Source organism: Nonomuraea purpurea (assembly GCF_042650645.1).
Classification (GTDB): domain Bacteria; phylum Actinomycetota; class Actinomycetes; order Streptosporangiales; family Streptosporangiaceae; genus Nonomuraea; species Nonomuraea purpurea.
Map to the genome: position 1 here is coordinate 279,360 of NZ_JBHSBI010000002.1, position 17,654 is coordinate 297,013.

33 protein-coding genes are annotated in these 17,654 nt (G+C 68.1%); 32 read left to right on the plus strand and 1 reads right to left on the minus strand.

The window, feature by feature from the left end:
* Positions 1-88 precede the first annotated feature (88 nt).
* From ACFOY2_RS04855 to ACFOY2_RS04965, 23 genes are all read left to right on the plus strand, one after another.
* Entirely contained in the window at positions 89-376 is a 288-nt protein-coding gene (locus ACFOY2_RS04855) for a hypothetical protein (RefSeq protein WP_379526679.1), read from the plus strand.
* Positions 373-921 (plus strand): hypothetical protein, encoded by a 549-nt coding sequence (locus tag ACFOY2_RS04860; RefSeq protein WP_379526680.1) that lies wholly within the window; start codon positions 373-375, stop codon positions 919-921. Before ACFOY2_RS04855 ends, ACFOY2_RS04860 begins: the two co-directional genes overlap by 4 nt.
* Positions 921-1,946, plus strand: a complete 1,026-nt coding sequence (locus ACFOY2_RS04865; RefSeq protein WP_379526681.1) for an AAA family ATPase — start codon at positions 921-923, stop codon at positions 1,944-1,946. The genes ACFOY2_RS04860 and ACFOY2_RS04865 overlap by 1 nt, the downstream gene beginning before the upstream one ends.
* Positions 1,943-2,449 (plus strand): hypothetical protein, encoded by a 507-nt coding sequence (locus ACFOY2_RS04870; RefSeq protein ID WP_379526682.1) that lies wholly within the window; start codon positions 1,943-1,945, stop codon positions 2,447-2,449. Before ACFOY2_RS04865 ends, ACFOY2_RS04870 begins: the two co-directional genes overlap by 4 nt.
* Positions 2,446-2,754, plus strand: coding sequence for a hypothetical protein (locus ACFOY2_RS04875; RefSeq protein ID WP_379526683.1), 309 nt, complete (start codon positions 2,446-2,448; stop codon positions 2,752-2,754). Before ACFOY2_RS04870 ends, ACFOY2_RS04875 begins: the two co-directional genes overlap by 4 nt.
* On the plus strand, positions 2,751-3,188 hold the full coding sequence (locus ACFOY2_RS04880) for a hypothetical protein (protein ID WP_379526684.1): 438 nt from the start codon (positions 2,751-2,753) through the stop codon (positions 3,186-3,188). Before ACFOY2_RS04875 ends, ACFOY2_RS04880 begins: the two co-directional genes overlap by 4 nt.
* Entirely contained in the window at positions 3,185-3,694 is a 510-nt protein-coding gene (locus tag ACFOY2_RS04885; RefSeq protein WP_379526685.1) for an HNH endonuclease, read from the plus strand. Before ACFOY2_RS04880 ends, ACFOY2_RS04885 begins: the two co-directional genes overlap by 4 nt.
* Entirely contained in the window at positions 3,691-4,341 is a 651-nt protein-coding gene (locus tag ACFOY2_RS04890) for a hypothetical protein (RefSeq protein WP_379526686.1), read from the plus strand. Before ACFOY2_RS04885 ends, ACFOY2_RS04890 begins: the two co-directional genes overlap by 4 nt.
* Positions 4,325-4,750, plus strand: coding sequence for a hypothetical protein (locus ACFOY2_RS04895; protein WP_379526687.1), 426 nt, complete (start codon positions 4,325-4,327; stop codon positions 4,748-4,750). Before ACFOY2_RS04890 ends, ACFOY2_RS04895 begins: the two co-directional genes overlap by 17 nt.
* Before the next feature lie 69 nt (positions 4,751-4,819).
* The gene (locus ACFOY2_RS04900) at positions 4,820-5,623 is read left to right on the plus strand and encodes a hypothetical protein (protein ID WP_379526688.1); all 804 of its coding nucleotides are present in this window, start codon (positions 4,820-4,822) and stop codon (positions 5,621-5,623) included.
* Positions 5,623-6,093: a hypothetical protein gene (locus ACFOY2_RS04905; protein ID WP_379526689.1), complete on the plus strand. Its 471-nt coding sequence runs from the start codon at positions 5,623-5,625 to the stop codon at positions 6,091-6,093. Before ACFOY2_RS04900 ends, ACFOY2_RS04905 begins: the two co-directional genes overlap by 1 nt.
* Positions 6,094-6,168: 75 nt before the next feature.
* On the plus strand, positions 6,169-6,630 hold the full coding sequence (locus ACFOY2_RS04910) for a hypothetical protein (protein ID WP_379526690.1): 462 nt from the start codon (positions 6,169-6,171) through the stop codon (positions 6,628-6,630).
* A gap of 92 nt (positions 6,631-6,722) precedes the next feature.
* On the plus strand, positions 6,723-6,845 hold the full coding sequence (locus ACFOY2_RS04915) for a hypothetical protein (protein WP_379526691.1): 123 nt from the start codon (positions 6,723-6,725) through the stop codon (positions 6,843-6,845).
* The gene (locus tag ACFOY2_RS04920) at positions 6,842-7,345 is read left to right on the plus strand and encodes a hypothetical protein (RefSeq protein ID WP_379526692.1); all 504 of its coding nucleotides are present in this window, start codon (positions 6,842-6,844) and stop codon (positions 7,343-7,345) included. Before ACFOY2_RS04915 ends, ACFOY2_RS04920 begins: the two co-directional genes overlap by 4 nt.
* On the plus strand, positions 7,342-7,806 hold the full coding sequence (locus ACFOY2_RS04925; RefSeq protein ID WP_379526693.1) for a hypothetical protein: 465 nt from the start codon (positions 7,342-7,344) through the stop codon (positions 7,804-7,806). The genes ACFOY2_RS04920 and ACFOY2_RS04925 overlap by 4 nt, the downstream gene beginning before the upstream one ends.
* Positions 7,803-8,177, plus strand: a complete 375-nt coding sequence (locus tag ACFOY2_RS04930) for a hypothetical protein (RefSeq protein ID WP_379526694.1) — start codon at positions 7,803-7,805, stop codon at positions 8,175-8,177. Before ACFOY2_RS04925 ends, ACFOY2_RS04930 begins: the two co-directional genes overlap by 4 nt.
* Positions 8,174-8,452, plus strand: coding sequence for a hypothetical protein (locus tag ACFOY2_RS04935; RefSeq protein ID WP_379526695.1), 279 nt, complete (start codon positions 8,174-8,176; stop codon positions 8,450-8,452). The genes ACFOY2_RS04930 and ACFOY2_RS04935 overlap by 4 nt, the downstream gene beginning before the upstream one ends.
* Before the next feature lie 67 nt (positions 8,453-8,519).
* Complete coding sequence (locus ACFOY2_RS04940) at positions 8,520-8,834, plus strand: hypothetical protein (RefSeq protein WP_379526696.1); 315 nt, start codon at positions 8,520-8,522, stop codon at positions 8,832-8,834.
* Positions 8,831-9,001, plus strand: a complete 171-nt coding sequence (locus ACFOY2_RS04945) for a hypothetical protein (RefSeq protein ID WP_379526697.1) — start codon at positions 8,831-8,833, stop codon at positions 8,999-9,001. Before ACFOY2_RS04940 ends, ACFOY2_RS04945 begins: the two co-directional genes overlap by 4 nt.
* Positions 8,998-9,228: a hypothetical protein gene (locus ACFOY2_RS04950; RefSeq protein ID WP_379526698.1), complete on the plus strand. Its 231-nt coding sequence runs from the start codon at positions 8,998-9,000 to the stop codon at positions 9,226-9,228. Before ACFOY2_RS04945 ends, ACFOY2_RS04950 begins: the two co-directional genes overlap by 4 nt.
* A gap of 536 nt (positions 9,229-9,764) precedes the next feature.
* On the plus strand, positions 9,765-10,073 hold the full coding sequence (locus ACFOY2_RS04955) for a WhiB family transcriptional regulator (protein ID WP_379527000.1): 309 nt from the start codon (positions 9,765-9,767) through the stop codon (positions 10,071-10,073).
* A gap of 32 nt (positions 10,074-10,105) precedes the next feature.
* Positions 10,106-10,504 carry a hypothetical protein gene (locus tag ACFOY2_RS04960; protein WP_379526699.1) on the plus strand — a complete coding sequence of 133 codons (399 nt, stop codon included), beginning with the start codon at positions 10,106-10,108 and terminating at the stop codon, positions 10,502-10,504.
* The gene (locus ACFOY2_RS04965; RefSeq protein WP_379526700.1) at positions 10,504-11,241 is read left to right on the plus strand and encodes a hypothetical protein; all 738 of its coding nucleotides are present in this window, start codon (positions 10,504-10,506) and stop codon (positions 11,239-11,241) included. Before ACFOY2_RS04960 ends, ACFOY2_RS04965 begins: the two co-directional genes overlap by 1 nt.
* Positions 11,242-12,139: 898 nt before the next feature.
* On the opposite strand, the gene ACFOY2_RS04970 is transcribed toward ACFOY2_RS04965, so the two are convergent.
* Positions 12,140-12,370 (minus strand): hypothetical protein, encoded by a 231-nt coding sequence (locus ACFOY2_RS04970; RefSeq protein ID WP_379526701.1) that lies wholly within the window; start codon positions 12,368-12,370, stop codon positions 12,140-12,142.
* Between the two features lie 220 nt (positions 12,371-12,590).
* On the opposite strand from ACFOY2_RS04970, the gene ACFOY2_RS04975 reads away from it, so the two are divergent.
* Genes ACFOY2_RS04975 through ACFOY2_RS05015 form a run of 9 tightly spaced genes read left to right on the plus strand, consistent with a single transcriptional unit; the run spans position 12,591 to position 17,547 of the window.
* Entirely contained in the window at positions 12,591-13,223 is a 633-nt protein-coding gene (locus ACFOY2_RS04975; RefSeq protein WP_379526702.1) for an HNH endonuclease, read from the plus strand.
* 14 nt (positions 13,224-13,237) lie between these two features.
* Positions 13,238-14,278, plus strand: coding sequence for a hypothetical protein (locus ACFOY2_RS04980; protein WP_379526703.1), 1,041 nt, complete (start codon positions 13,238-13,240; stop codon positions 14,276-14,278).
* Positions 14,275-14,835: a zinc finger domain-containing protein gene (locus tag ACFOY2_RS04985; RefSeq protein WP_379526704.1), complete on the plus strand. Its 561-nt coding sequence runs from the start codon at positions 14,275-14,277 to the stop codon at positions 14,833-14,835. Before ACFOY2_RS04980 ends, ACFOY2_RS04985 begins: the two co-directional genes overlap by 4 nt.
* Entirely contained in the window at positions 14,832-15,146 is a 315-nt protein-coding gene (locus ACFOY2_RS04990; RefSeq protein ID WP_379526705.1) for a hypothetical protein, read from the plus strand. The genes ACFOY2_RS04985 and ACFOY2_RS04990 overlap by 4 nt, the downstream gene beginning before the upstream one ends.
* The gene (locus ACFOY2_RS04995) at positions 15,143-15,316 is read left to right on the plus strand and encodes a hypothetical protein (protein ID WP_379526706.1); all 174 of its coding nucleotides are present in this window, start codon (positions 15,143-15,145) and stop codon (positions 15,314-15,316) included. Before ACFOY2_RS04990 ends, ACFOY2_RS04995 begins: the two co-directional genes overlap by 4 nt.
* The gene (locus ACFOY2_RS05000; protein ID WP_379526707.1) at positions 15,313-16,068 is read left to right on the plus strand and encodes a hypothetical protein; all 756 of its coding nucleotides are present in this window, start codon (positions 15,313-15,315) and stop codon (positions 16,066-16,068) included. The genes ACFOY2_RS04995 and ACFOY2_RS05000 overlap by 4 nt, the downstream gene beginning before the upstream one ends.
* On the plus strand, positions 16,061-16,981 hold the full coding sequence (locus ACFOY2_RS05005; protein WP_379526708.1) for a DUF5131 family protein: 921 nt from the start codon (positions 16,061-16,063) through the stop codon (positions 16,979-16,981). Before ACFOY2_RS05000 ends, ACFOY2_RS05005 begins: the two co-directional genes overlap by 8 nt.
* Entirely contained in the window at positions 16,974-17,213 is a 240-nt protein-coding gene (locus ACFOY2_RS05010) for a hypothetical protein (protein WP_379526709.1), read from the plus strand. The genes ACFOY2_RS05005 and ACFOY2_RS05010 overlap by 8 nt, the downstream gene beginning before the upstream one ends.
* A complete protein-coding gene (locus ACFOY2_RS05015; protein ID WP_379526710.1) occupies positions 17,206-17,547 on the plus strand; it encodes a hypothetical protein in 342 nt (113 codons plus the stop codon). The genes ACFOY2_RS05010 and ACFOY2_RS05015 overlap by 8 nt, the downstream gene beginning before the upstream one ends.
* The last annotated feature ends 107 nt before the right edge of the window (positions 17,548-17,654 follow it).

A 17,654-nucleotide genomic window follows, 5' to 3' on the forward strand; every position in this document is an offset into this window, starting at 1 on the left:
CGCAGCGCGGGCCCAGCAGTTTCTGACCCCTGCCGGACCCGCTTGATCCCGCTCACGAGCACTGACTGATCGATAGAGAGCAGGACCGATGACAACGATAATCCAGTCCGGCGGAGCGGTTCGCCCGCTGGGGACGCTCGCCCTCTACACGTACCTGTACCGGCCGGACTCGGGCGGCGGACATCTGCGGACCGCGTTGCTGGCGCAGATCCTGACCGACCAGCACGGGATCGTCCCTGACGAGGCGATCGAACTGGCGAGGCTCGACGCGTTCGACGAGCGCGTCCGCGCGGCGGGCAGCGAGGCTGACCGGCTGATCGCCGATGCCGAACGTAAGGCGCTCGCCGCCGAGTACGGCCAGGCGGCGTCGGCATGACCGCCACCCAGATGTCTCCTCCGGCCGCCGAGTACCGGGTCCAGTTCACCGGCATGGACACGCTCGGCTCGGAGCGGCTGGTCACTCTCGCGCAGCCGGAGATCGGTGACGCCATCGAGGACCTGGCCCGAATCCGCACACACCAGGAGGACTACCGGCTGCCCGTGGACGCCTGCATCTGGTGGCGGACGGGTGAGAGCCCGTGGCAGCCGTGGGGCGACGTCATGACAGCCCACTCCATGACCACCGAGAACGGCACCTACGAGGTGGTGGAGCGGCTGCACCGCCCCGGCGGAGCTGTGGACCTGATCGTCGCCTACAGCAAGAGTAACGGCCGGTCCCGCCCCGTCTACAAGGCGTACCGGATGGAGCCGGACGGCTCCTGGAAAGCACTCAGCGGGGTGTGGGTGTCCGCCGAAATCGCGCGGCGTAAGGTGCCCTACTCCCGCCAGTACGCGCCTGTCGTGGCCGAGTGGATGGCCACGTTCCTTGGCGGCGCGATCAGCAACGACGACACCCCCAACGACGAGGGAGACGACCACTGATGGCACCGAGAACCCGCAAGCCGACCGGCGCTGTGCCGTGGCCGCTCATCCTCCTGGAGGGTGGCGAGAAGGTCGGCAAGTCATTCGCTGCCGCCGAACTGTCCGGCTCCGCGAAGGTCGGGCAGACGTACTGGCTGGACCTGAACGAGGGAGCAGCCGACGAGTACGGGGCAGTGCCCGGAGCTCGCTACCTGGTGATCGAGCACGACGGAACCTGGCAGTCGATCCTCTCCCAGGTGGTCGAGGTCCGCGATGAGGCTGCCCGGGCGGCGCAGGCCGGAGAGCCGCCGGTGGTGCTCGTGATCGACTCCATGACCGCCGAGTGGGACCTGCTGAAGGACTGGGCGGGCAACCGCGCCAAGACGTCTCGAAGCAACCAGCAGAGGCTCCAGCGGGATCCGAACGCCGAGGTCCAGGTGTCGATGAACCTGTGGAACGACGCGACGGCCCGGCACCGGAGACTCATGACCCTGCTCATGACTTTCCCTGGCATCGTGGTGATGACCGCCCGGGGCAAAGAGGTCGCGAGCCTCGACCAGTCGGGCAGGCCCATTGAAGGGTCGAAGGACTACAAGGTCGAGGGGCACAAGAACCTCGCCTACGACGCGTCGGTGTGGGTGCGGATGTCGCGCGAGCACCCGCCGATCGTCGTCGGCGCCCGCTCGGTGCACGCCGGGATCCGCCCGGGCGTCGACAAGCCGCAGCCGATGCCGGACTTCAGCTTGGAGCGGCTCGTCTTCGACGCCTTGAAGTGCGACCCGTCCGCCTCTCGCGTCCGCGAGATGACGGAGGTGAAGGCGGGCAGCGAATCGCCCGACCTGGACAGCTTGTCCGAGGCGGCGCAGCGCCTGCTGACCGAGGCCGAAGACGCATCCAACCTCGACGGCCTACAGAGCGTGTGGACGGCAATCAACCCGCTCGGCATTGCAGGCGAGATCACCGCACCCGAGGCCGACCTGGTCAGGACACGCGTGCAGGCGCTGAAGGCGCAGATGACGTCCGAGTCGAACGGAGTCGCGGCATGAGCGATCTCACCCCGAGGGAAGCGCGGACGGTGTTCGCCCTGCTGAAGATGCGCCAGTCGCAGCTCAACCGGGCGCTCAAGCACGTGACCCAGTTCATCGAGCAGGAGCCCGGCGACAAGAACGCCGCCAAGCTCGGCGCGGCCCGGCTCGGCAAGGTCGCGATGACCGAGCCGGAGGTGAAGGCGATCGTCGCCGACCGGGACAAGTTCGTCGCGTTCGTGCAGGAGACGGCGCCGACCGAGGTCGAGCACGTGCCTACGGTGCGCACCGCGTACGAGATGAAGCTGCTGGAGCAGGCTCTCGCCAACAACGCCCCGGTGGACAAGGAAGGCCGCGAGATCCCCGGCGTGGAGATCGGCCACGGGTCGTCTCCGTCGCAGCGGTTCTACGCCGACGACGGCGCCGAGCGGCTGCTGGAGGTCCTGGAGGAGACGGACCTGCCGCAGATCGACGGCATCGACCTCGCCGGCCTGCTCGGCGCGAAGCGAGGCGAGCAGGCGTGACGACTCCCATCCAGATCAAGGTGACCCGCTACGCCTGCCCGTTCTGCTCCCGCGCACGGGCGAAGAAGACCGCTACGGCGGCGCACATTGGCCGCTGCTGGCTCAACCCGGCGAACCGGACCTGCAGGACGTGCCGGCACTTCGACGCAGCCTTCGCGGGTGAGTGGTGCTTTCCGGGCCGTCCCTGCTCCTGCAACGAGGGCGGCGCTTCCTGTGAGGTGGGCGTGGACCTGCCCGGCTTCGAGGGGCTCCCGGTCGTCGACTGCCCGCTGTGGCAGACCGCGATGGCAGGTGAGCAGTCATGACGGACGTCTTCCAGCGCGGCGAGGCCGGTTTCGAGTTCATCTCCGAGGACGCCGTCCTGACCCCTGCGGACACGGACGTGTACCTGAAGCGGCTGAACAACGAGCTGGCCAAGTCACAGCTCAACCTGATGAGGGCGCGTGACGCCGAGGTCAAGGCGGAGCGGGTGTTCCTGGAAGCGCGCACCGCGTTCCTGTTCGCCTCCAGCGAGGAGCCGCCCGAGGTCGGCCGGAAGGTCGGCCAGGTATCGCAGAAGCAGGCGGACGAGTGGTACGCGGTCCGCATCTCGAAGGAGTATTGGGCGCTCCGGGCGGCGAAGGTCGTCCGGCAGAACGCCTCGGACTACGTCTGGCAGGTCAAGACGCAGGTCGAGGTGATGCGTTCGCTGAACGTCAACGCCAAGGCGCTGTACGACACGCCGGGGCGTGGCCGATGAAGACCCGCGTCGCCCGCCCCTGCTGCTCGAAAGAGACGTTCGCGAACGAGGCGGAAGCTCGCCGACGCCTGGAGCGGATGCACGCTCTCGGCCTGCGGAGCGTCCTGCCGATCGATGTGGAGCACTGCTTCAACGGCTGGCACCTGAAGTTCCCCCAGCCGGACACGGGCCCTTCGCCGAAGCTGAGGGCGCTGGTGGAGGCCCGCGACAAGGGGTGCGTCCGTTGCGGCGCGGTCGTCCCTCGTGATGAGGATTCGATCCACCACCGGATCCCGCGGGGGCGCGGCGGTGAGAACACCGCCGAGAACCTGCTGCTGCTGTGCGGGTCTGGGACGACGGGCTGTCATGGCTACGTCGAGCAGCACCGGACCGAGGCCTACAACCACGGCTACCTGGTGCGCACGGGTTTCGACCCGTTGGACGTTCCCGTGCTGCTGCTCGGCACCACGTGGGCGTACCCCTCCCCGGACGGTAAGTGGGTCATCTCGGGTGGTGAGGGCTCATGAAGGCGCTCACCGTTCGCCAGCCGTGGGCCTTCGCCATCGCCCAGCTCGGCAAGAACGTCGAGAACCGCACCTGGTCGACCACACACCGGGGCCCGCTTGCGATCCACGCAGGAGCGGGCTGGGCCGGCGAAGAAGCGCAGTGCGACGTGGCGTTCAGGGCCCGCCGGGGATACGGCAGCGTTCTGCCGGCCCGCCAGCAGAAGTCCGCGGTCGTCGCCGTGGTCGACGTGGTGGGCGTCTGCCGGATGTTGGACGGCGGCGCCTGTGACTGCGGGCCGTGGGCGATCCGGGGTCAGTCCCACTGGCGACTGGCGAATGTTCGCCCCCTCGCTCAGCCGGTGTCGTGCAATGGGCGCCTGAGCTTGTGGGACCTGCCCGCCGATGTGGAGACGGCGGTTCGCATGCAGCTCGACCCGCCTGTCCAGGCCATGGAGTTCTGCCCCTGGTGCCGCGGGCGGAAGCCCGCTGGCCACGTCTGTCCGGCGGGTGCGGTCGGCTGCACCACCAACCCGCCTGGCGGGGACTGCTGCGGCGTGTGCTCGCGATGCCAGCAGGCGCAGCTCGACGACTATGCCCGTCGCTCTATCGACGGCTCCCCATCCGACCTGATCAACCCCGAGGAGTTCCCCGATGACTCACGTCGATGACCTGTACGAACCAGGAGACGACCGAGAGCCCGAACCGTGCGAGTGGTACCCGGCGCCTGAACCGGTGGACCTGGAAGAGGTCGAAGAGCTGGTCGCCAAGCGTGACGTGGTGCACGCGGACGTGAAGGAGCAGCGCGAGACGGAACGGCGACTCCTGGACGAGTTGCTGCCCGCGATGGCGGACGAGCTGGCGGAGGCCCGCCAGCGGATCGCCGAGTTCGAGGCGCTGGAGAAGCGCGAGGAGTGGGCGGTCACTGTGGGCGGTGCCGTGCCGCCGACCGGGCCCATCCAGGACGGCGAGTACGGCGAGGCCGCCCTCGACCTCGCGCGCAAGCACAAGGGGCAGGCGTGGCGTCGCTTCCTGACGGTCCACCCGTGGGAGCCGATCTCGCCTGAGGCCCCGTTCTGACCCTCTGATCTTCCGCGCCCGCTCGGGGGCGGGCGCGGCACACAACCACATCACACTGAAAAGAGGATCATGACCGCGTTCACACCGCGCGACATGGAGAGAGAGCAGCGCGAAAAGCATCGCCAGGAGTGGGAGCACCACGTCTACGTGATTGAGTTCGCGAGCGCCACTGTGAAAGTCGGGCAGGCCAAGCAGGCGCACAAGCGCCTGTCCGAACACGCCAAGAGCGCGGCGCGACACGGCGATTCGGTGACCCGCTCGTGGTTCTCGGATCCGCACATCGGCTATCAAGAAAACGAGCGCGCGTTGATCGACTTCTGTGCCGAGCGCTGGCCGCGTACGACCGGGGTTGAGTACTTCCAGGGCGCCAACTTCGACTTGGTTATCCAGTACGCGCTCGGGCTGCCGGTGGTTCGACTCACACCAGCCGAGTTGGACGGACTCGTTGCCAGAACCAAGGCCATGTACCGCTCGTCAGAAGAGCGTCTGTCACGCTCAGCGGCTCGCGCTCGCCTGAACCAACTCGGGGACCGACTGGCGATTGTCGGGGCGCTCTACAACGACGCCAACGCCCCAGGGGCGCTGAGCATGGCACTCGATCTCGGCAAACAGATGATGGCCAACGCCATCATGCCGTGGTCGGAGACGGACCCGACCGTGGCGGAGCGCTACCTGATTGGGCGCGGGATCGCGCCCGCGGATGCCTGTCAGATGGCCAGGGCCTTCGAGATCGAGATGTGCGCGATCTACGCCTTCACGCGCGATGACGTCCCTACTGCGTTCGAAGACATTGCCCGCCTGGCTGACGAGATCGTCCAGGCACTTCCGCTCGACCCTCCCGGCTGGCCTGAGCTTCCCCTGGAAGGTGCCTGATGGCGGACAACCCGTTGACCGCGTCGGAGACGGCAGTGCTCGCCGCGATCGAAACCGCCGGGCTGCGCGTCACCTCGGACACGCTGCCCGAGATCGTGGCTGGCCTATACCGGGCCGTCGGCGTCGAGCCGCCCATGCTGCTCGCCCGCCCAGCCTGGTGGAAATCCGCGAACCCCATCCGGGAGTGGACGGACAGCAACGCGTTGACCTTCACGCGCCGGTATGACCGCATCCGCGTCTTCACCAGAACAGGTGATGGTCTCAGCTCGGCCGACGCGCTCGGCGCAGCGGCGGTGCTGGCCGCCATGGCGCTGGAGGCCGCCGACGAGCCGTCCGCCGAGGCCGTTGAGGAGGTCGCCGAGGTGATCTACCAGTCCGGCGCCATCGACGACAGCGTTTCGGCCGCTGGCAGCGCGGAGACCATCGCCCGCGCCCTGCTCAAGGCTGGCATGGCTCTCCCCCCTTCCTGACCTTCCCCGCGCTTGCCCTCTGGGGCGGGCAAGCGCACCGCTCTACCCGAACTACTGCACCAACAGGAGATCAACTTGAGCACCACCAGTAGCGTTTTCGACCAGCGTCTCGCCTACCGTCCCGCCGTCGTTGAGGCGTTCCGCCGCGTTGCCGAGCCGGAGATCCAGCGGGCCGCGAACGACATCACCCAGTGGCAGGAAGAGGTCAACCAGCTCCAGGCGAAGATCGCCGACGCGAAGACGTACATCGCCGAGTTCCGGCAGGCGGTCCGCGACGTGGAAGCATCCGCCGACCTGCCGCCGCTCGCCGTCACTGAGGAGACGCCGTGCCGCACCTGCGGCCAGGCCGTCACCCAGCGGCCGGACGGCGGGTGGACACACGCCGGCAGGGAGCTGCTGGAGTACGGCGAGCGCTGCAACCCGAAGGACAAGGAGTCGCCGACGGCGGCCCCGGCGGGCCAGAACACGGCGGCGATGCTGCTGGCGCGGATCGAGACGGCTCACGACGACCTGGAGCGGGCTGGAGGTCACTCGTGAGCGGGCTATTCGCCCGCCACAGGGGCCGCCGCTTCCGTCGCCGCTGGTCCTCTCACGGCTCCTTGACGGGCTGGTCTGGTCTGGCTCGCATCGTGCCGTCTGAGGACTTCACCCGCCGCCGCTCCACTCCGCTGGCGCTCTGCCCGGTGAGCGACGACGTCATCCCCTTCGCCGCCGACTACCGGCACCCCTACTCCCCGAAGGACGCAGCATGAGCACCGAAACCCCCGAGACGCCCGTCGCGGCCACGCCCCCCACCGTCGAGCTGGTGGCCGACCTGCTGACCGAGGCCGACAACGACTACCACGACGGCTACTACTGGAAGCTCCACATGAGCTCGGTGGGCAACGTCGTCAGCATCGGCATCGAGGCGTTCGCGGACGACGGAGGCGACGGAGACTTCGACGAGGCGACGCTGCTGCCTGAGGTTCCCTTCCGCGCCGTGGTCGTCGGGGGCGACGAAACGCCGCTCGTCCTGAAGTGGCCCGCCGAGTTGGGTCTGTCCTGGGACGACGGCGGAAAGCTGCTGACCTTCGACAACGGCATCATCCGCCTCAACCCGCGCGGCGTGGACGAGTGGGACCTGAGCCCGGAGGAGGCGCTTGAGCTGGCGGGCCAGCTCGCCGCGATGGCCGCTCTCGCTGCCCGCTCGGACGACCTCGAAGGCGTCGCGTTCGGTGGCACCGCCCTGCCTAAGACGGGCGGTGCGGAATGAGCGACATCGCCCCCGAGAAGGTCGCCCACCTGAAGCACCTGCTCGCCTCTGTCGGAGACCTCCCGTGGTTCCTGGCGGACTGCGAGGGTGACATGCAGATCTGGCGCGAGTCCGCTCTCCAGCGCGTCAGTCGGGAGTGCTCCGGCGAGATCGTCGGCTACAGCACCCCCTCCTCGTACAAGCGCAACGACCTGGTCGCCGACTGGGATCTGGGCACCTGGGACGAGGGGGAGGACGAGGACGACGACGAGCGCCGCCGCATGGCGGAACTCATCGTGGAAGGCGTCAACATGCTGCCGCTCCTGATCGGCGAGGTGGAGCGGCTCCAGGCCCGCCTGGAGGCCACAGAGGCGGCCATGCGGCAGGCGCTGTCGGCACCCACGCGTATGGAGTCCGATCACCTGCTTGGCCTGGTCCTCAGCGCATCTGAGGCCGCTCAGGCAGAGGAGCGTGCCCAGTGAGCGAGATCACCCCCGAGAAGGTCGCCGCCGCCGTCTGCTCGACCGTTGACGGGTGGCGGCACGACCTTCAGGCCGCCCTGTCTCTGGCCGCTGAGGGCAACGTCCTGCGCCTGGAGACCATCAGGTGGGTGGACGACGAGCAGGGCACAGAGATCGTCCGCCACTACCGGGCGGTGGTCGTCGAGGGCTCCGAGACGCCGGTCGTCTGGGACCCGGACGCGCTGAGGGCGGCGATCGTCGGCGAGGTCCACGCCTTCGCCGAGGCCGCATCGAACGCTCCCCGAGAGGCATTCCCTGACCATGTCGCCCGCCTGCGCGCCGCTCTGGTGGCTCTCGCCGGCGTGCCCGCCGCCAAGGAAGGTGCCCGATGAGCCTCTACACCATCCCCAACGCCCCCAGCTCGCCTGAAACCAGGCTGACCACGACCGGCTGGGACTCCATCCGCGCGACGTTCTGGGCGCAGGTGTGGGAAGACGGGAAGCCCGGGAGTACACAGCCAGTGTTGGCGTGGCAGTGCGGCTCCCGGCATCGCGAGGTGCCGACCGTGGACGCCCTCCAGCAGGCACTCGCCGGCCAAGGGATTGCTCTCCCGGCGGGAGTCCGTACGGCGCTGTCTCAGGACCAGCGACGGGACGGCGCCCAGTGATCTCCCTCGACCGGCACACCCCGCGTCCCGCCGACGTGCTGGCCGCGATCCGGAAGGAGATCGGGTCGTGAGCCTCGAAAACTTGGCCGAGTGGGCCGCCTTCTGGAACGACGCCGCCAACGGCACCTTCCTGCTGACCATCGCCCTGGTCGTGCTCATCCTCATCGCCGTCGCGGTGGTGTGGGCGCGGGACAAGTTCCGCGAGGTCGACGGCCGAGCTCGCCGCCGGCGGGAGGAGCGGGAGGACCGCTACTCGCGCGCCCAGGTGGAGGAGCTCCTCCGCGACGGGCTCGCAGTCGAGGCCGACCGAGTCCCGACCGGCGACGTCCTGGACGGCATGGTCGACGACTGGACCACTGAACAGCGTAGGAGGGGGAGATGATCGTCGCCGGAATCGCCCTCCTTGGGATCGTTCTGACTGCGCTGGTCGCACTCATGGTTGACGCCATGGGCTGGAAGGGCGCCCTCTCCACGTGGAGCCTCGCACTTCTCATGACCGCGCTCATCGTCGGCGGTCTCCTCCTGATCGAGGCAGGGATGACGTCGTGATGTTTGAGCTCCTGAAGAACGTCCTCGCTGTCATCGGCCTGCTGTCCGTGGCCGCGTTCGGGGCACTCGTGGGCTGGGTCCTGATCGACGGCCTGAACGACTGGTGGGCGCGGCGTGACCGCCGCCGGCGCGAGCTCGCAGCCCAGAAGCAGCAACTCGACACCGACATCACAGCGTTCGAGTTGCTGACGTCCCGTGACGTGGCCGGAGGCGACGATGCCCTCTGATCTCTCCGCGGATCTGACACGCATCAAGGCCCACATCCCGTGCCTGGAGGCGGCTGTGTCTGCTGCTCCTACCGCTGCCGGTCGTGCTGCCGCACGGGTGGAGCTGGCTTTGTGGCGGATGGCGTCGGAGCTCGCCGAACACGACCAATCCGCCGCCCGCGCCACCGGCGGCGACCCCACAAGCAACGAGGAGGTGAACCATGGCCACTGAACACATGATCGCTATCGCGTGCAAGACGGATGAGGACTTCGCCAAGCCCGGCATGTCCAACTCACCGCTCTACTCTGACGACCTCGCCGAAGAGGCCAACCCCGCTCTGGCGGGTCCCGCCGGCCGGTGGCTGCGCAGGAAGCGTCCTGACGGCTGGGAGACCATCCTCGCCGCCCTCGACCTGCCCGAGGGCGGCCCGCTCACCCCGTGGGATGACGACCTCGAAACGCTGGCGACCTGCCTTGCAGAGGCTCGCCAGGACCAAGAGGCGGTGGAGGTCGCCGCGGAACTCGAAGAGATCACGGCGGTGCCTGAACCGGTCCCGGTGCCACGCGCGCCTCGTAGGAGCACCCACAAGCCCGAGTGGAGTTGGCAGGACGACGCTCAGTGCCGCGGCGAAGACCTCGTGTTGTTCTTCGGCCCTGACGGCGAACGTCAGCCTGAGAGAGACATCCGCGAGCGGAAGGCGAAAGCCGTCTGCTCTCAGTGCCTCGTCCGCATCGAGTGCCTGAACTACGCGCTGTCCCAACCCGAGAAGTACGGCACATGGGGCGGCCTCAACGAGGACGAGCGCGCCTCTGAGCGTCGTCGTCGCATGCGCCGCGCGGCCACCGTCGGCGTTCCCGCCGCCTAAATCGAAACCCTCACAGATCAAGGACATGTGACATGGGATCACGAAACCCGCAGGACTACAGCCCGGAAGAGTTCGACGCCGTCGTCGCGATGATCCAGGGCGATGCAGAGCTCCGCAAAGACATCGAGGCGATCACCGGCCAGGCCGTGGCGGGCAAGTCGCCGCGGGAGCTGTTCGAGCTGTTCCGCACCATCCAGCACACGACCGAGGTTCAGGCCGTGGTCGTGAACTACGGCCGGGCCCGGCGGGCGGTGCGGGACACCCGCGCTCAGCTGGAAGCGGACGCCTCGGCTGAGGAGGCGCTGACGCTGGCCCGTAAGGAGATCGAGCGGCTGGAGGCGTCCAACGACGCCCTCAAGCGCAAGAACCAGGCGCTCGCCGCCAGCCAGGGCGCCACTCCGCTGCCTCGCGTCGCTGGGGGGAGGGCCTGATGGGCGCCGTCGACATCTTCGGAACCAAGAGCAACGTGGCCGTGTACCGGGTGCGGCTGCAGGTCCTCGACAAGATCGTGGGCGGGGTGCCGTCCTCCGAGTCCGTCATCAAGGGCTGGCTGAAGTCGCGCATGGAAGTCGGCGACCGGGACCTTCAGGAGCTCACTCAGAAGACGCTGCTGGAGCGGTTCCCGGACCGGCAGCCGACCGCGGACGAGCTCGCCGACGCGCTTCTGGAGTCGGACGCGGCGCCGTCCATCAACGGGTTCAAGCGCATCCCCGAAACGGGAGAGCTCGCTTATGAGGGCCGGTGCATGAAGGCCGCCCTCAAGGAGTGGGCGAACTCCGCCTACCCCGGCACCGACTGGGACGGCAAAACCGCCGCCGACACGACCGTGGGCCGGCCGCTGCCGAAGGGCTTCCGCAAGGGGCTCATGGCGACGATCTCCGAGCGGGCGTTCGTCGTGGAGACGTTCATCGGGCTCGGCGTGAAGGAGCCCACGGGGGTGGAGGAACGCATCAAGCACGTCATGACCCCGCAAGGGCCGCGCTCGTCGATCAACCGCGTCGAGTTCGTGCAGTCCCCGCTGCTGGAGTTCGAGCTGAAGGTCCACGACGACTTCCTCAAACCGGAGGCGTGGGGCCGCATCTGGGAGCGCGGCGAAGACATCGGCATCGGCTCCGACCGCGGCCGGTCGGACGGCAAGTTCGAGCTGCTCGCGTTCGACCGCCAGTAACGACAGCGGGCCCCGGCAAAACGCCGGGGCCCCTCAACCCACCCACGACTGTAACCGAAGAGGTGCCACATGGCTGACCGCGACGCCGTAACCGATACGGCTAGCCAAACCCCCAGCCGACAAGCCGCTCCAGTCCTTTCCAGGTCAAGGGCAAGTCGACAAACCCAGCCCCGCCTCGCGCAGGGGCAACACAACCCGCGCCATGCCGACATCCCGAGTCCAGCCCGGACATCACGGAGCCGCCCATGCCCACCCCGCCCGACAAGCCCCGCCGCAACTGACCGTCACGTGCCGATCCGACAGCCCCACTCGTGTCCCTGCCTTGCCGCGCCATGCCGACATCTCACGCCTACTCGTGTCCCACCGCAGCCAGCCAACCCACTTCGACCAGCCTTGCCGCGGCAATCCGCCCGCTCGCCGCTCCGACCAGCCATGCCTTCCCGCGTCGACACCTACCAACCCCGGCCCAGCCGACACGCCTCTCCACACCCGGGCTATCCACTGCTCTTCGACAATCCACCCCACCGCCATCCTCGCCTAGTCGACGAGCCGAGCCTTCCCACAACAACACGACTTGCCATCAGCGCGCCCGACCACACCACGCCGACATGTCAACCCGAGTCGGCCCCTCCCGACTTGCCATGCCAGGTCTAGCCGAGCACGACAATCCGGGCCCGACCCGCTCCCGGCATCAGCGACATGCCGAACCGCCGGCGTGCCACTGCCGCGCCTTGCCACCGCCGACTTGCCGGACCAGCCCCATGGCCATGCCTTCAGCTGACGCCTGAGCTGGAGCACTGACGTGATCAACACAAGGGGCCGCCCGACCAAAAGGGTGGGCGGCCCTGCAACCACAGAGAGGGGAGGCATCGTGACCGAGGTCCCGGCAGACAGAAGGTCAGGAGTCGGAGGGCTCAGACGGGTTGCGCTTGCGCCGCCCGCGGGGCCGCGCCACGCCGGCCTCACGCACGATTTTCGCCACGTAGTCCACGGAGTACGTGAAGTTGATGGCCTGGGCGATCTCTGTCGCGGTCGCGTCGCTGGTCTCGGCTGCCTTGACGATCGCGTCGCGCAGCCGCTTTGGGGCCTCGTTGTAGGCGGTCGCGGCTTCTGCCAGTTCAGCGGTCATCTCGGACTCCACTCCTTCAGCGTCTCATGTGCGCGTTACCACAACCTGATGATAAAACACGCAGCTTTTGCGTGTCCTCGTAACCTGATCGAATAACACGTACTGAGTGCGTATTATGGAATCGAACGCCTGAGTGACCAGGGGGACTGAAGTGGACCAACCCCGAAGACCGGCCCAGCTCCGGACCTGACCGAACTACTCACCAACTGGAGCAAGGCACGTGGCACGTAAAGAAGCGCGTTTCCCCTCGTCCCTGTGGGATGACGTCAGCTTCAACGGGTTGGACAGGAGCACCCAATGGCTATTCCTGACGGTGTACAGCCAGCCCGAGCTTGACCCTGCTGGCGTCCTGCCGCTTCGGGTCAGGCGATGGACGCACTACGCCGCTGACATGGACGAGAGCCGGACGCGCGCCGCTCTCGACGAGTTGCAGAAGGCGGGTTGGCTGGAGGTGGACGAGGAGACCGAAGAGGTCTACGTGCCGACCTTCTTTGAGTGGGAGCGCATCGGCGGCCAACCGCGAAGGGTTGTTGCCGCGCTCGACGCAATGGCCAACTGCTGCTCGGCGAGGTTGCGCGCCTTCGCGGCAGTGGATCTGACCGAACAGATTGAACGCCACGAACCTCCGGTGCCGCGTGGGGTTCGCGCCGCGATCCTTCTGCGCGACGGCAGTCGGTGCCGCGCATGTGGGTGGCGGCCAGGCGACCCGGTACCCCAGAAGAACGGTCGCGACCTTTATCGCGGCCTGGAGATCGACCACATCCACCCGAAGAGCATGGGCGGCACTGACGACCCGGACAACTTGCAGGTCCTGTGCACAACGTGCAACACCAGCAAGGGAGCGTCCGTCTGATGGGCTGGGGTCGCATGGATGACGCCTTCGACGATCACGAGAAGGTGCTGGCGCTCCTCGACCTCGACGAGGGAATCGCGGCCATCGGGCTGTGGACGCTGTGTTTTACGTGGGCGCACCGCAACACGCGGAAGAAGGGCAAGACGCCCGGCCTGCTGCCGAGCACGCTCCCGCGCCGGTTCGTGGGAGCCCGCGGCAAGGACTTGGCCAGGCTGCTCGTGGACGCCGGCATGTGGGATGTCGTGAGCGACGGCTGGATGATCCACGACTTCGTTGACTACCTCCCGGACAAAGAAGTGAGCGCGGCGAGGTCGGAGGCGGGGAAGAAGGGGGCCGCCGCACGCTGGGGAAACAAGAAGAGCGATAGCAATTTGCCATCCGGTGATGGCAAACCGAATGGCAAAGCAGATGGCCGCGACATGGCAGCCCCCGTTTCTGGCGAGTCAGACGATGCCGTTACGCCTGTTGAGGACCCCGTCAACTCACCCGATGGCAACCAGCCATCACGCGATAGCAATTTGCCATCCGGTAGCCATCCGGGCGATGGCAAAGCTGTAGCAAGCGATGGCTCGCGCGCGGGCGCGCGCTGGGAACGGGTTGATGTAGGTACTACGGAGCTCTTTCCCATACCCAGTCCCAGGCCTGCTCAGCCTTCGGCTGCCGAGCCTGCGGCCCGGCCGGAGCGCGACCCGCTCGACGTCATCGCCGGTCTGACCCTGACGCAGCGCTCGAAGCGGATCACCGACGCCTACGCCGAAGCTGAGCCGATGTGCAAGTGGCCCGCGATCAACGGGATCGTGCTGAAGGCGCTGAAGGCCGAGAAGTACGCCGACTCCGAGGTTCGTGACGCTCTTCTGCGGCTGGCGAAAGAGGGCCGCTCCGTCTCGGTGGAAACGCTGCGAGTCGAGCTCCAAGGCCAGCCACCCCGCAACCGGGACGCACCTACGGGTGGATCCCGTAACGCCCAAATTCTCAGCGCTGCCATGGAGCGGGCCGTCAGGGCCGAGCAGCAGCGCGTGAACGCGACCATCCCGAAAGGAGAGATCCCGGCATGACCCCAGTCGAAGCTGTGAAGTTCGTGCAGTTCGTCAGCGCTTTATGGCCGCAACAGCGCCTGGAGGACGAAACCCCCGACGCCTGGTACGCCGCCGGGCTCAAAGACGTTGAAGCCCGCGACGCGGCCGAGGCGGCGACCCGTCTCGCCAATCACAAGGTCTTCATCAGCCTTGCCGAGCTCCTCAGCGAGGTGAAGGCGCTGCGAACCGAGCGGATCAGCCGCTCTGCGCTCCCCGCGCCAGCTCCGGAGCTGGCTGATCGGCCCGTCGACTACCAGGCAGCGTTGAAGGACGCGCTGGCGGAGATGGCCCAGGGGTTCGCGCTTCCGAAGCAGATCATGGCCAAGGTCGAGCCGTCCACGGAGTACACCGAGATCCGCGGCGCCGACCACGACCCGGCCAGAATCGCCGCTATCCGTGTCCCGTGCCCATGGCCGCCCTGCAAGGCGCTGCCCGGCGCGGTGTGCGTGAACGCGGACGGGCGCCGACTTTCGGCGCCCGCGCATGAGGCGCGCCTGAAGGCTGCGGGGCTGGCTGAGATCGAAGGCTCGCCATGACCAAGACCGACGAGGTGCCCGAGATCCGCCGGGCGGTGCCCGCGCTGGTCGCCTTGTCGCTCGCTGTCCGGCCCGACTGGCAGGAGACCGACCTGCGGAGCGCGATCGTTGCTGCGGCTACCGCGGGCTGGGAATGGCCGCGCGTCCTGGTTGAGGTGGTCCGCCTGCTGGTGGACCCGGACGGCTCGCCGAGGGACCTGCGTGAGGCGTCTCGGGACCCGCTCAAGCCGTCCCGGCCGCCGACGCCGGGGACCGAGGTTCGCGGCGCCGAGCTCGTCCGGCGGGCGATGGCCGGCGAGGACGCGCCATGAGTCGCCGGCCGGTCGACGAGCTGTGGGATCGGCAGCGTCGTCTCGACGCGGAACGGCTGCGGCCGGAGCGGCCACTGCCGCCAGCTCGTGGCCCGATGTGGGAGCTGATCGAGCTTCTGGACCGGCTGCTCTCCGACCCTGGACCCCCTGACCCGAAGGAGGAGACGTGAACGGCGAAGATCTCCGCTACCTGCTGAAGGTCCGCGAGGACGTCTCGCGGGCGATGAAGGACGTCCGGTTCCCCCGCCCGAACCGGTGGGGCGGCGACTTGCGCATGTTCGTCGTCACGTCCATCTGGGTTCTCGGTGTGGAGCGCGCCCCCCGCGGTCAACGCATCAGGCGGGCGTGTGAGGTGATGGGGCTGGACAACTTCCGCTTCTGGGAGTTGATCCGCTCCGACCTGCCCCGCTACGAACCGCACGCGGAGCCGTACGACGCTGGGTGCGTGGTCGAGCTGCCGAGGGCGAAGCGCCCGTGCGGGCGCAGCGGCCAGGTCGGCTTCCAGGTGACGAACCCGGTGGACGGCACATGGCAGATGGCCCGCTTCTGCTCCCGCCACCGGGAGGAGGCCGACGCGGCGAACATGGCGGAGAACCGCCGCCGCGACGCTGGCCTCCCGACGCCCCTGCCGAACCGGGGCGGGCTGCTGCCCTGCTACCTGCCGTGGGACTGGGAGAAGAACTACCGCAAGGCGGACGGTTCGTGGACGCCGCCTGCGGTGGGGATACGCGCCGACGACTGGCCCGTCCTGGCCCGTGTCGAGATGGCGAACCCGACACCGCCCCGCTTCAAGGTCGTGCTCGGTGGTGTCGAGCACGACCCGCCCGGCCTGGAGGAGGCGGACGACTCCATACCGCCATCACTCCAACTGGTCACTCCTGACCCCCTGAACACGAGAGAGGAGAACGACACCCATGGCTGAGACCACGAAAATTCAGTGGACGGATCACACGTTCAACCCCTGGTGGGGATGCTCCCGCGTGTCCCCAGCGTGCCGGTTCTGCTACGCCGACCGGGACGCCCAGCGGTACGGCCACCAGCTCTGGCGGCGGCACGGTGAGCGTCGGATGCTGTCGGACAACAACTGGCGCCAGCCGGTGCGCTGGAACCGTCAGGCCGAACGCGACGGCAAGCCCGCGAAGGTGTTCTGCGCGTCGATGGCGGACGTGTTCGAGGACCACCCGCAGCTCGACGAGCCCCGCAAGCGGCTGTGGGATCTGATCGAGGCGACGCCGTGGCTGCGCTGGCAGCTCCTGACCAAGCGGCCGGAGAACGTGGCGGGCATGGCGCCGTGGGGCGACTCGTGGCCGGACCACGTGTGGTTGGGCGCGAGTGTGGAGACGCAGCGGTTCGCCGAGCAGCGCATCCCAGAGCTGCTCAAAAGCCGCGCCAAGACCCTGTTCCTGTCCTGTGAGCCGCTGCTCGAAGAACTGGACCTGTCACGCTGGCTGCTGCCATGGAACCGGGCAGTCCTTCACTCCAACGCCTTCCCGGACCACATCCTCGGCCCGTACGGAGATGACCTCACTCAGATCGACTGCGACTCGTGCGACTTCGACTCTGCGGACGGGATCGCCTGGATCATCTCCGGTGGAGAGTCAGGGCCGAAGTCCCGCGTCACAGAGGTGGCCTGGGTTCGCTCACTCGTTGAGCAGTGCCGGTCCGCCCGTGTCGCGCCGTTCGTCAAGCAGCTCGGCGCCGCGTGGGCGAAGGACCAGTTCGTCGGCGGCAAGAGCATCTTCGGCCACGGCGACCGCAAGGGCGGCGACTGGGAGCACTGGCCGGCGGATCTCCGGGTCCGCGAGTTCCCGCAGGAGGTGGCTCTCCATGGCTGACACCAAGACCGAGGCGACGATCAGCGAGGCGGCCATCCGCGCTGACGAGCGCGCCCGCTGCGTCGCCGAGTTGCGCGCCTACGCCAGTCCACGACTGAGTGACGCCGTCGCTGATGTCGCGGCAGGCAAGAGCGGCGGCATCGCTGCGGTCATTCAGGCTGCGGCGATGGGCCTGGCAGCGAGTCTGCTGGAGTCCGGCGGAGCGACCACGGGGGAGGCCAACCATGGCTGACACCACCGAGAAAACCGTCGCCGGCGAACTCCGAGAGGCGGCGCAAGAGCTCCGGGCGCTCGCTGCGGCGCAGTGGAGGACGGTGGTCAGTCCTGAACTGGCCGAGCCTCTCGCCTCCTGGCTGGAGCAGGTAGCCAACGAGGCGGAGCGTCACGGAGCGCAGGGCATGGGCAACTCCCAGGACGAGGTCATCTACGGCCCCTGCCTCGCTGTGGCTCGGGTCCTGAACGGGACCAGCCCGCAGGAGCGGATGCCCGGTCCGGGTGGGGATGCCCTCGCGCGGACCTCTACGGCACCCCTGGCGGCTCGGGAGTCGTCTCAGGTCTCCCAGTAGGGATCGGGCGCGCTGAGCGTCTCTCAAGGGGCTCTCAGCGCTTCCGATCAGAACTCAAGATCGTATTTCAATGTGATCCAGCACCGACTCAAGCAAGATTCGAGAGA

Excerpts from the sequence above, each read along its gene's own strand:
- ACFOY2_RS04855 (WP_379526679.1), top strand. The coding sequence starts at position 89 with ATGACAACGATAATCCAGTCCGGCGGAGCGGTTCGCCCGCTGGGGACG.
- ACFOY2_RS04860 (WP_379526680.1), top strand. The coding sequence starts at position 373 with ATGACCGCCACCCAGATGTCTCCTCCGGCCGCCGAGTACCGGGTCCAG.
- ACFOY2_RS04865 (WP_379526681.1), top strand. The coding sequence starts at position 921 with ATGGCACCGAGAACCCGCAAGCCGACCGGCGCTGTGCCGTGGCCGCTC.
- ACFOY2_RS04870 (WP_379526682.1), top strand. The coding sequence starts at position 1,943 with ATGAGCGATCTCACCCCGAGGGAAGCGCGGACGGTGTTCGCCCTGCTG.
- ACFOY2_RS04880 (WP_379526684.1), top strand. The coding sequence starts at position 2,751 with ATGACGGACGTCTTCCAGCGCGGCGAGGCCGGTTTCGAGTTCATCTCC.
- ACFOY2_RS04885 (WP_379526685.1), top strand. The coding sequence starts at position 3,185 with ATGAAGACCCGCGTCGCCCGCCCCTGCTGCTCGAAAGAGACGTTCGCG.
- ACFOY2_RS04890 (WP_379526686.1), top strand. The coding sequence starts at position 3,691 with ATGAAGGCGCTCACCGTTCGCCAGCCGTGGGCCTTCGCCATCGCCCAG.
- ACFOY2_RS04895 (WP_379526687.1), top strand. The coding sequence starts at position 4,325 with ATGACTCACGTCGATGACCTGTACGAACCAGGAGACGACCGAGAGCCC.
- ACFOY2_RS04900 (WP_379526688.1), top strand. The coding sequence starts at position 4,820 with ATGACCGCGTTCACACCGCGCGACATGGAGAGAGAGCAGCGCGAAAAG.
- ACFOY2_RS04905 (WP_379526689.1), top strand. The coding sequence starts at position 5,623 with ATGGCGGACAACCCGTTGACCGCGTCGGAGACGGCAGTGCTCGCCGCG.
- ACFOY2_RS04920 (WP_379526692.1), top strand. The coding sequence starts at position 6,842 with ATGAGCACCGAAACCCCCGAGACGCCCGTCGCGGCCACGCCCCCCACC.
- ACFOY2_RS04925 (WP_379526693.1), top strand. The coding sequence starts at position 7,342 with ATGAGCGACATCGCCCCCGAGAAGGTCGCCCACCTGAAGCACCTGCTC.
- ACFOY2_RS04935 (WP_379526695.1), top strand. The coding sequence starts at position 8,174 with ATGAGCCTCTACACCATCCCCAACGCCCCCAGCTCGCCTGAAACCAGG.
- ACFOY2_RS04945 (WP_379526697.1), top strand. The coding sequence starts at position 8,831 with ATGATCGTCGCCGGAATCGCCCTCCTTGGGATCGTTCTGACTGCGCTG.
- ACFOY2_RS04960 (WP_379526699.1), top strand. The coding sequence starts at position 10,106 with ATGGGATCACGAAACCCGCAGGACTACAGCCCGGAAGAGTTCGACGCC.
- ACFOY2_RS04965 (WP_379526700.1), top strand. The coding sequence starts at position 10,504 with ATGGGCGCCGTCGACATCTTCGGAACCAAGAGCAACGTGGCCGTGTAC.
- ACFOY2_RS04970 (WP_379526701.1), bottom strand. The coding sequence starts at position 12,370 with ATGACCGCTGAACTGGCAGAAGCCGCGACCGCCTACAACGAGGCCCCA.
- ACFOY2_RS04980 (WP_379526703.1), top strand. The coding sequence starts at position 13,238 with ATGGATGACGCCTTCGACGATCACGAGAAGGTGCTGGCGCTCCTCGAC.
- ACFOY2_RS04985 (WP_379526704.1), top strand. The coding sequence starts at position 14,275 with ATGACCCCAGTCGAAGCTGTGAAGTTCGTGCAGTTCGTCAGCGCTTTA.
- ACFOY2_RS04990 (WP_379526705.1), top strand. The coding sequence starts at position 14,832 with ATGACCAAGACCGACGAGGTGCCCGAGATCCGCCGGGCGGTGCCCGCG.
- ACFOY2_RS04995 (WP_379526706.1), top strand. The coding sequence starts at position 15,143 with ATGAGTCGCCGGCCGGTCGACGAGCTGTGGGATCGGCAGCGTCGTCTC.
- ACFOY2_RS05005 (WP_379526708.1), top strand. The coding sequence starts at position 16,061 with ATGGCTGAGACCACGAAAATTCAGTGGACGGATCACACGTTCAACCCC.
- ACFOY2_RS05010 (WP_379526709.1), top strand. The coding sequence starts at position 16,974 with ATGGCTGACACCAAGACCGAGGCGACGATCAGCGAGGCGGCCATCCGC.
- ACFOY2_RS05015 (WP_379526710.1), top strand. The coding sequence starts at position 17,206 with ATGGCTGACACCACCGAGAAAACCGTCGCCGGCGAACTCCGAGAGGCG.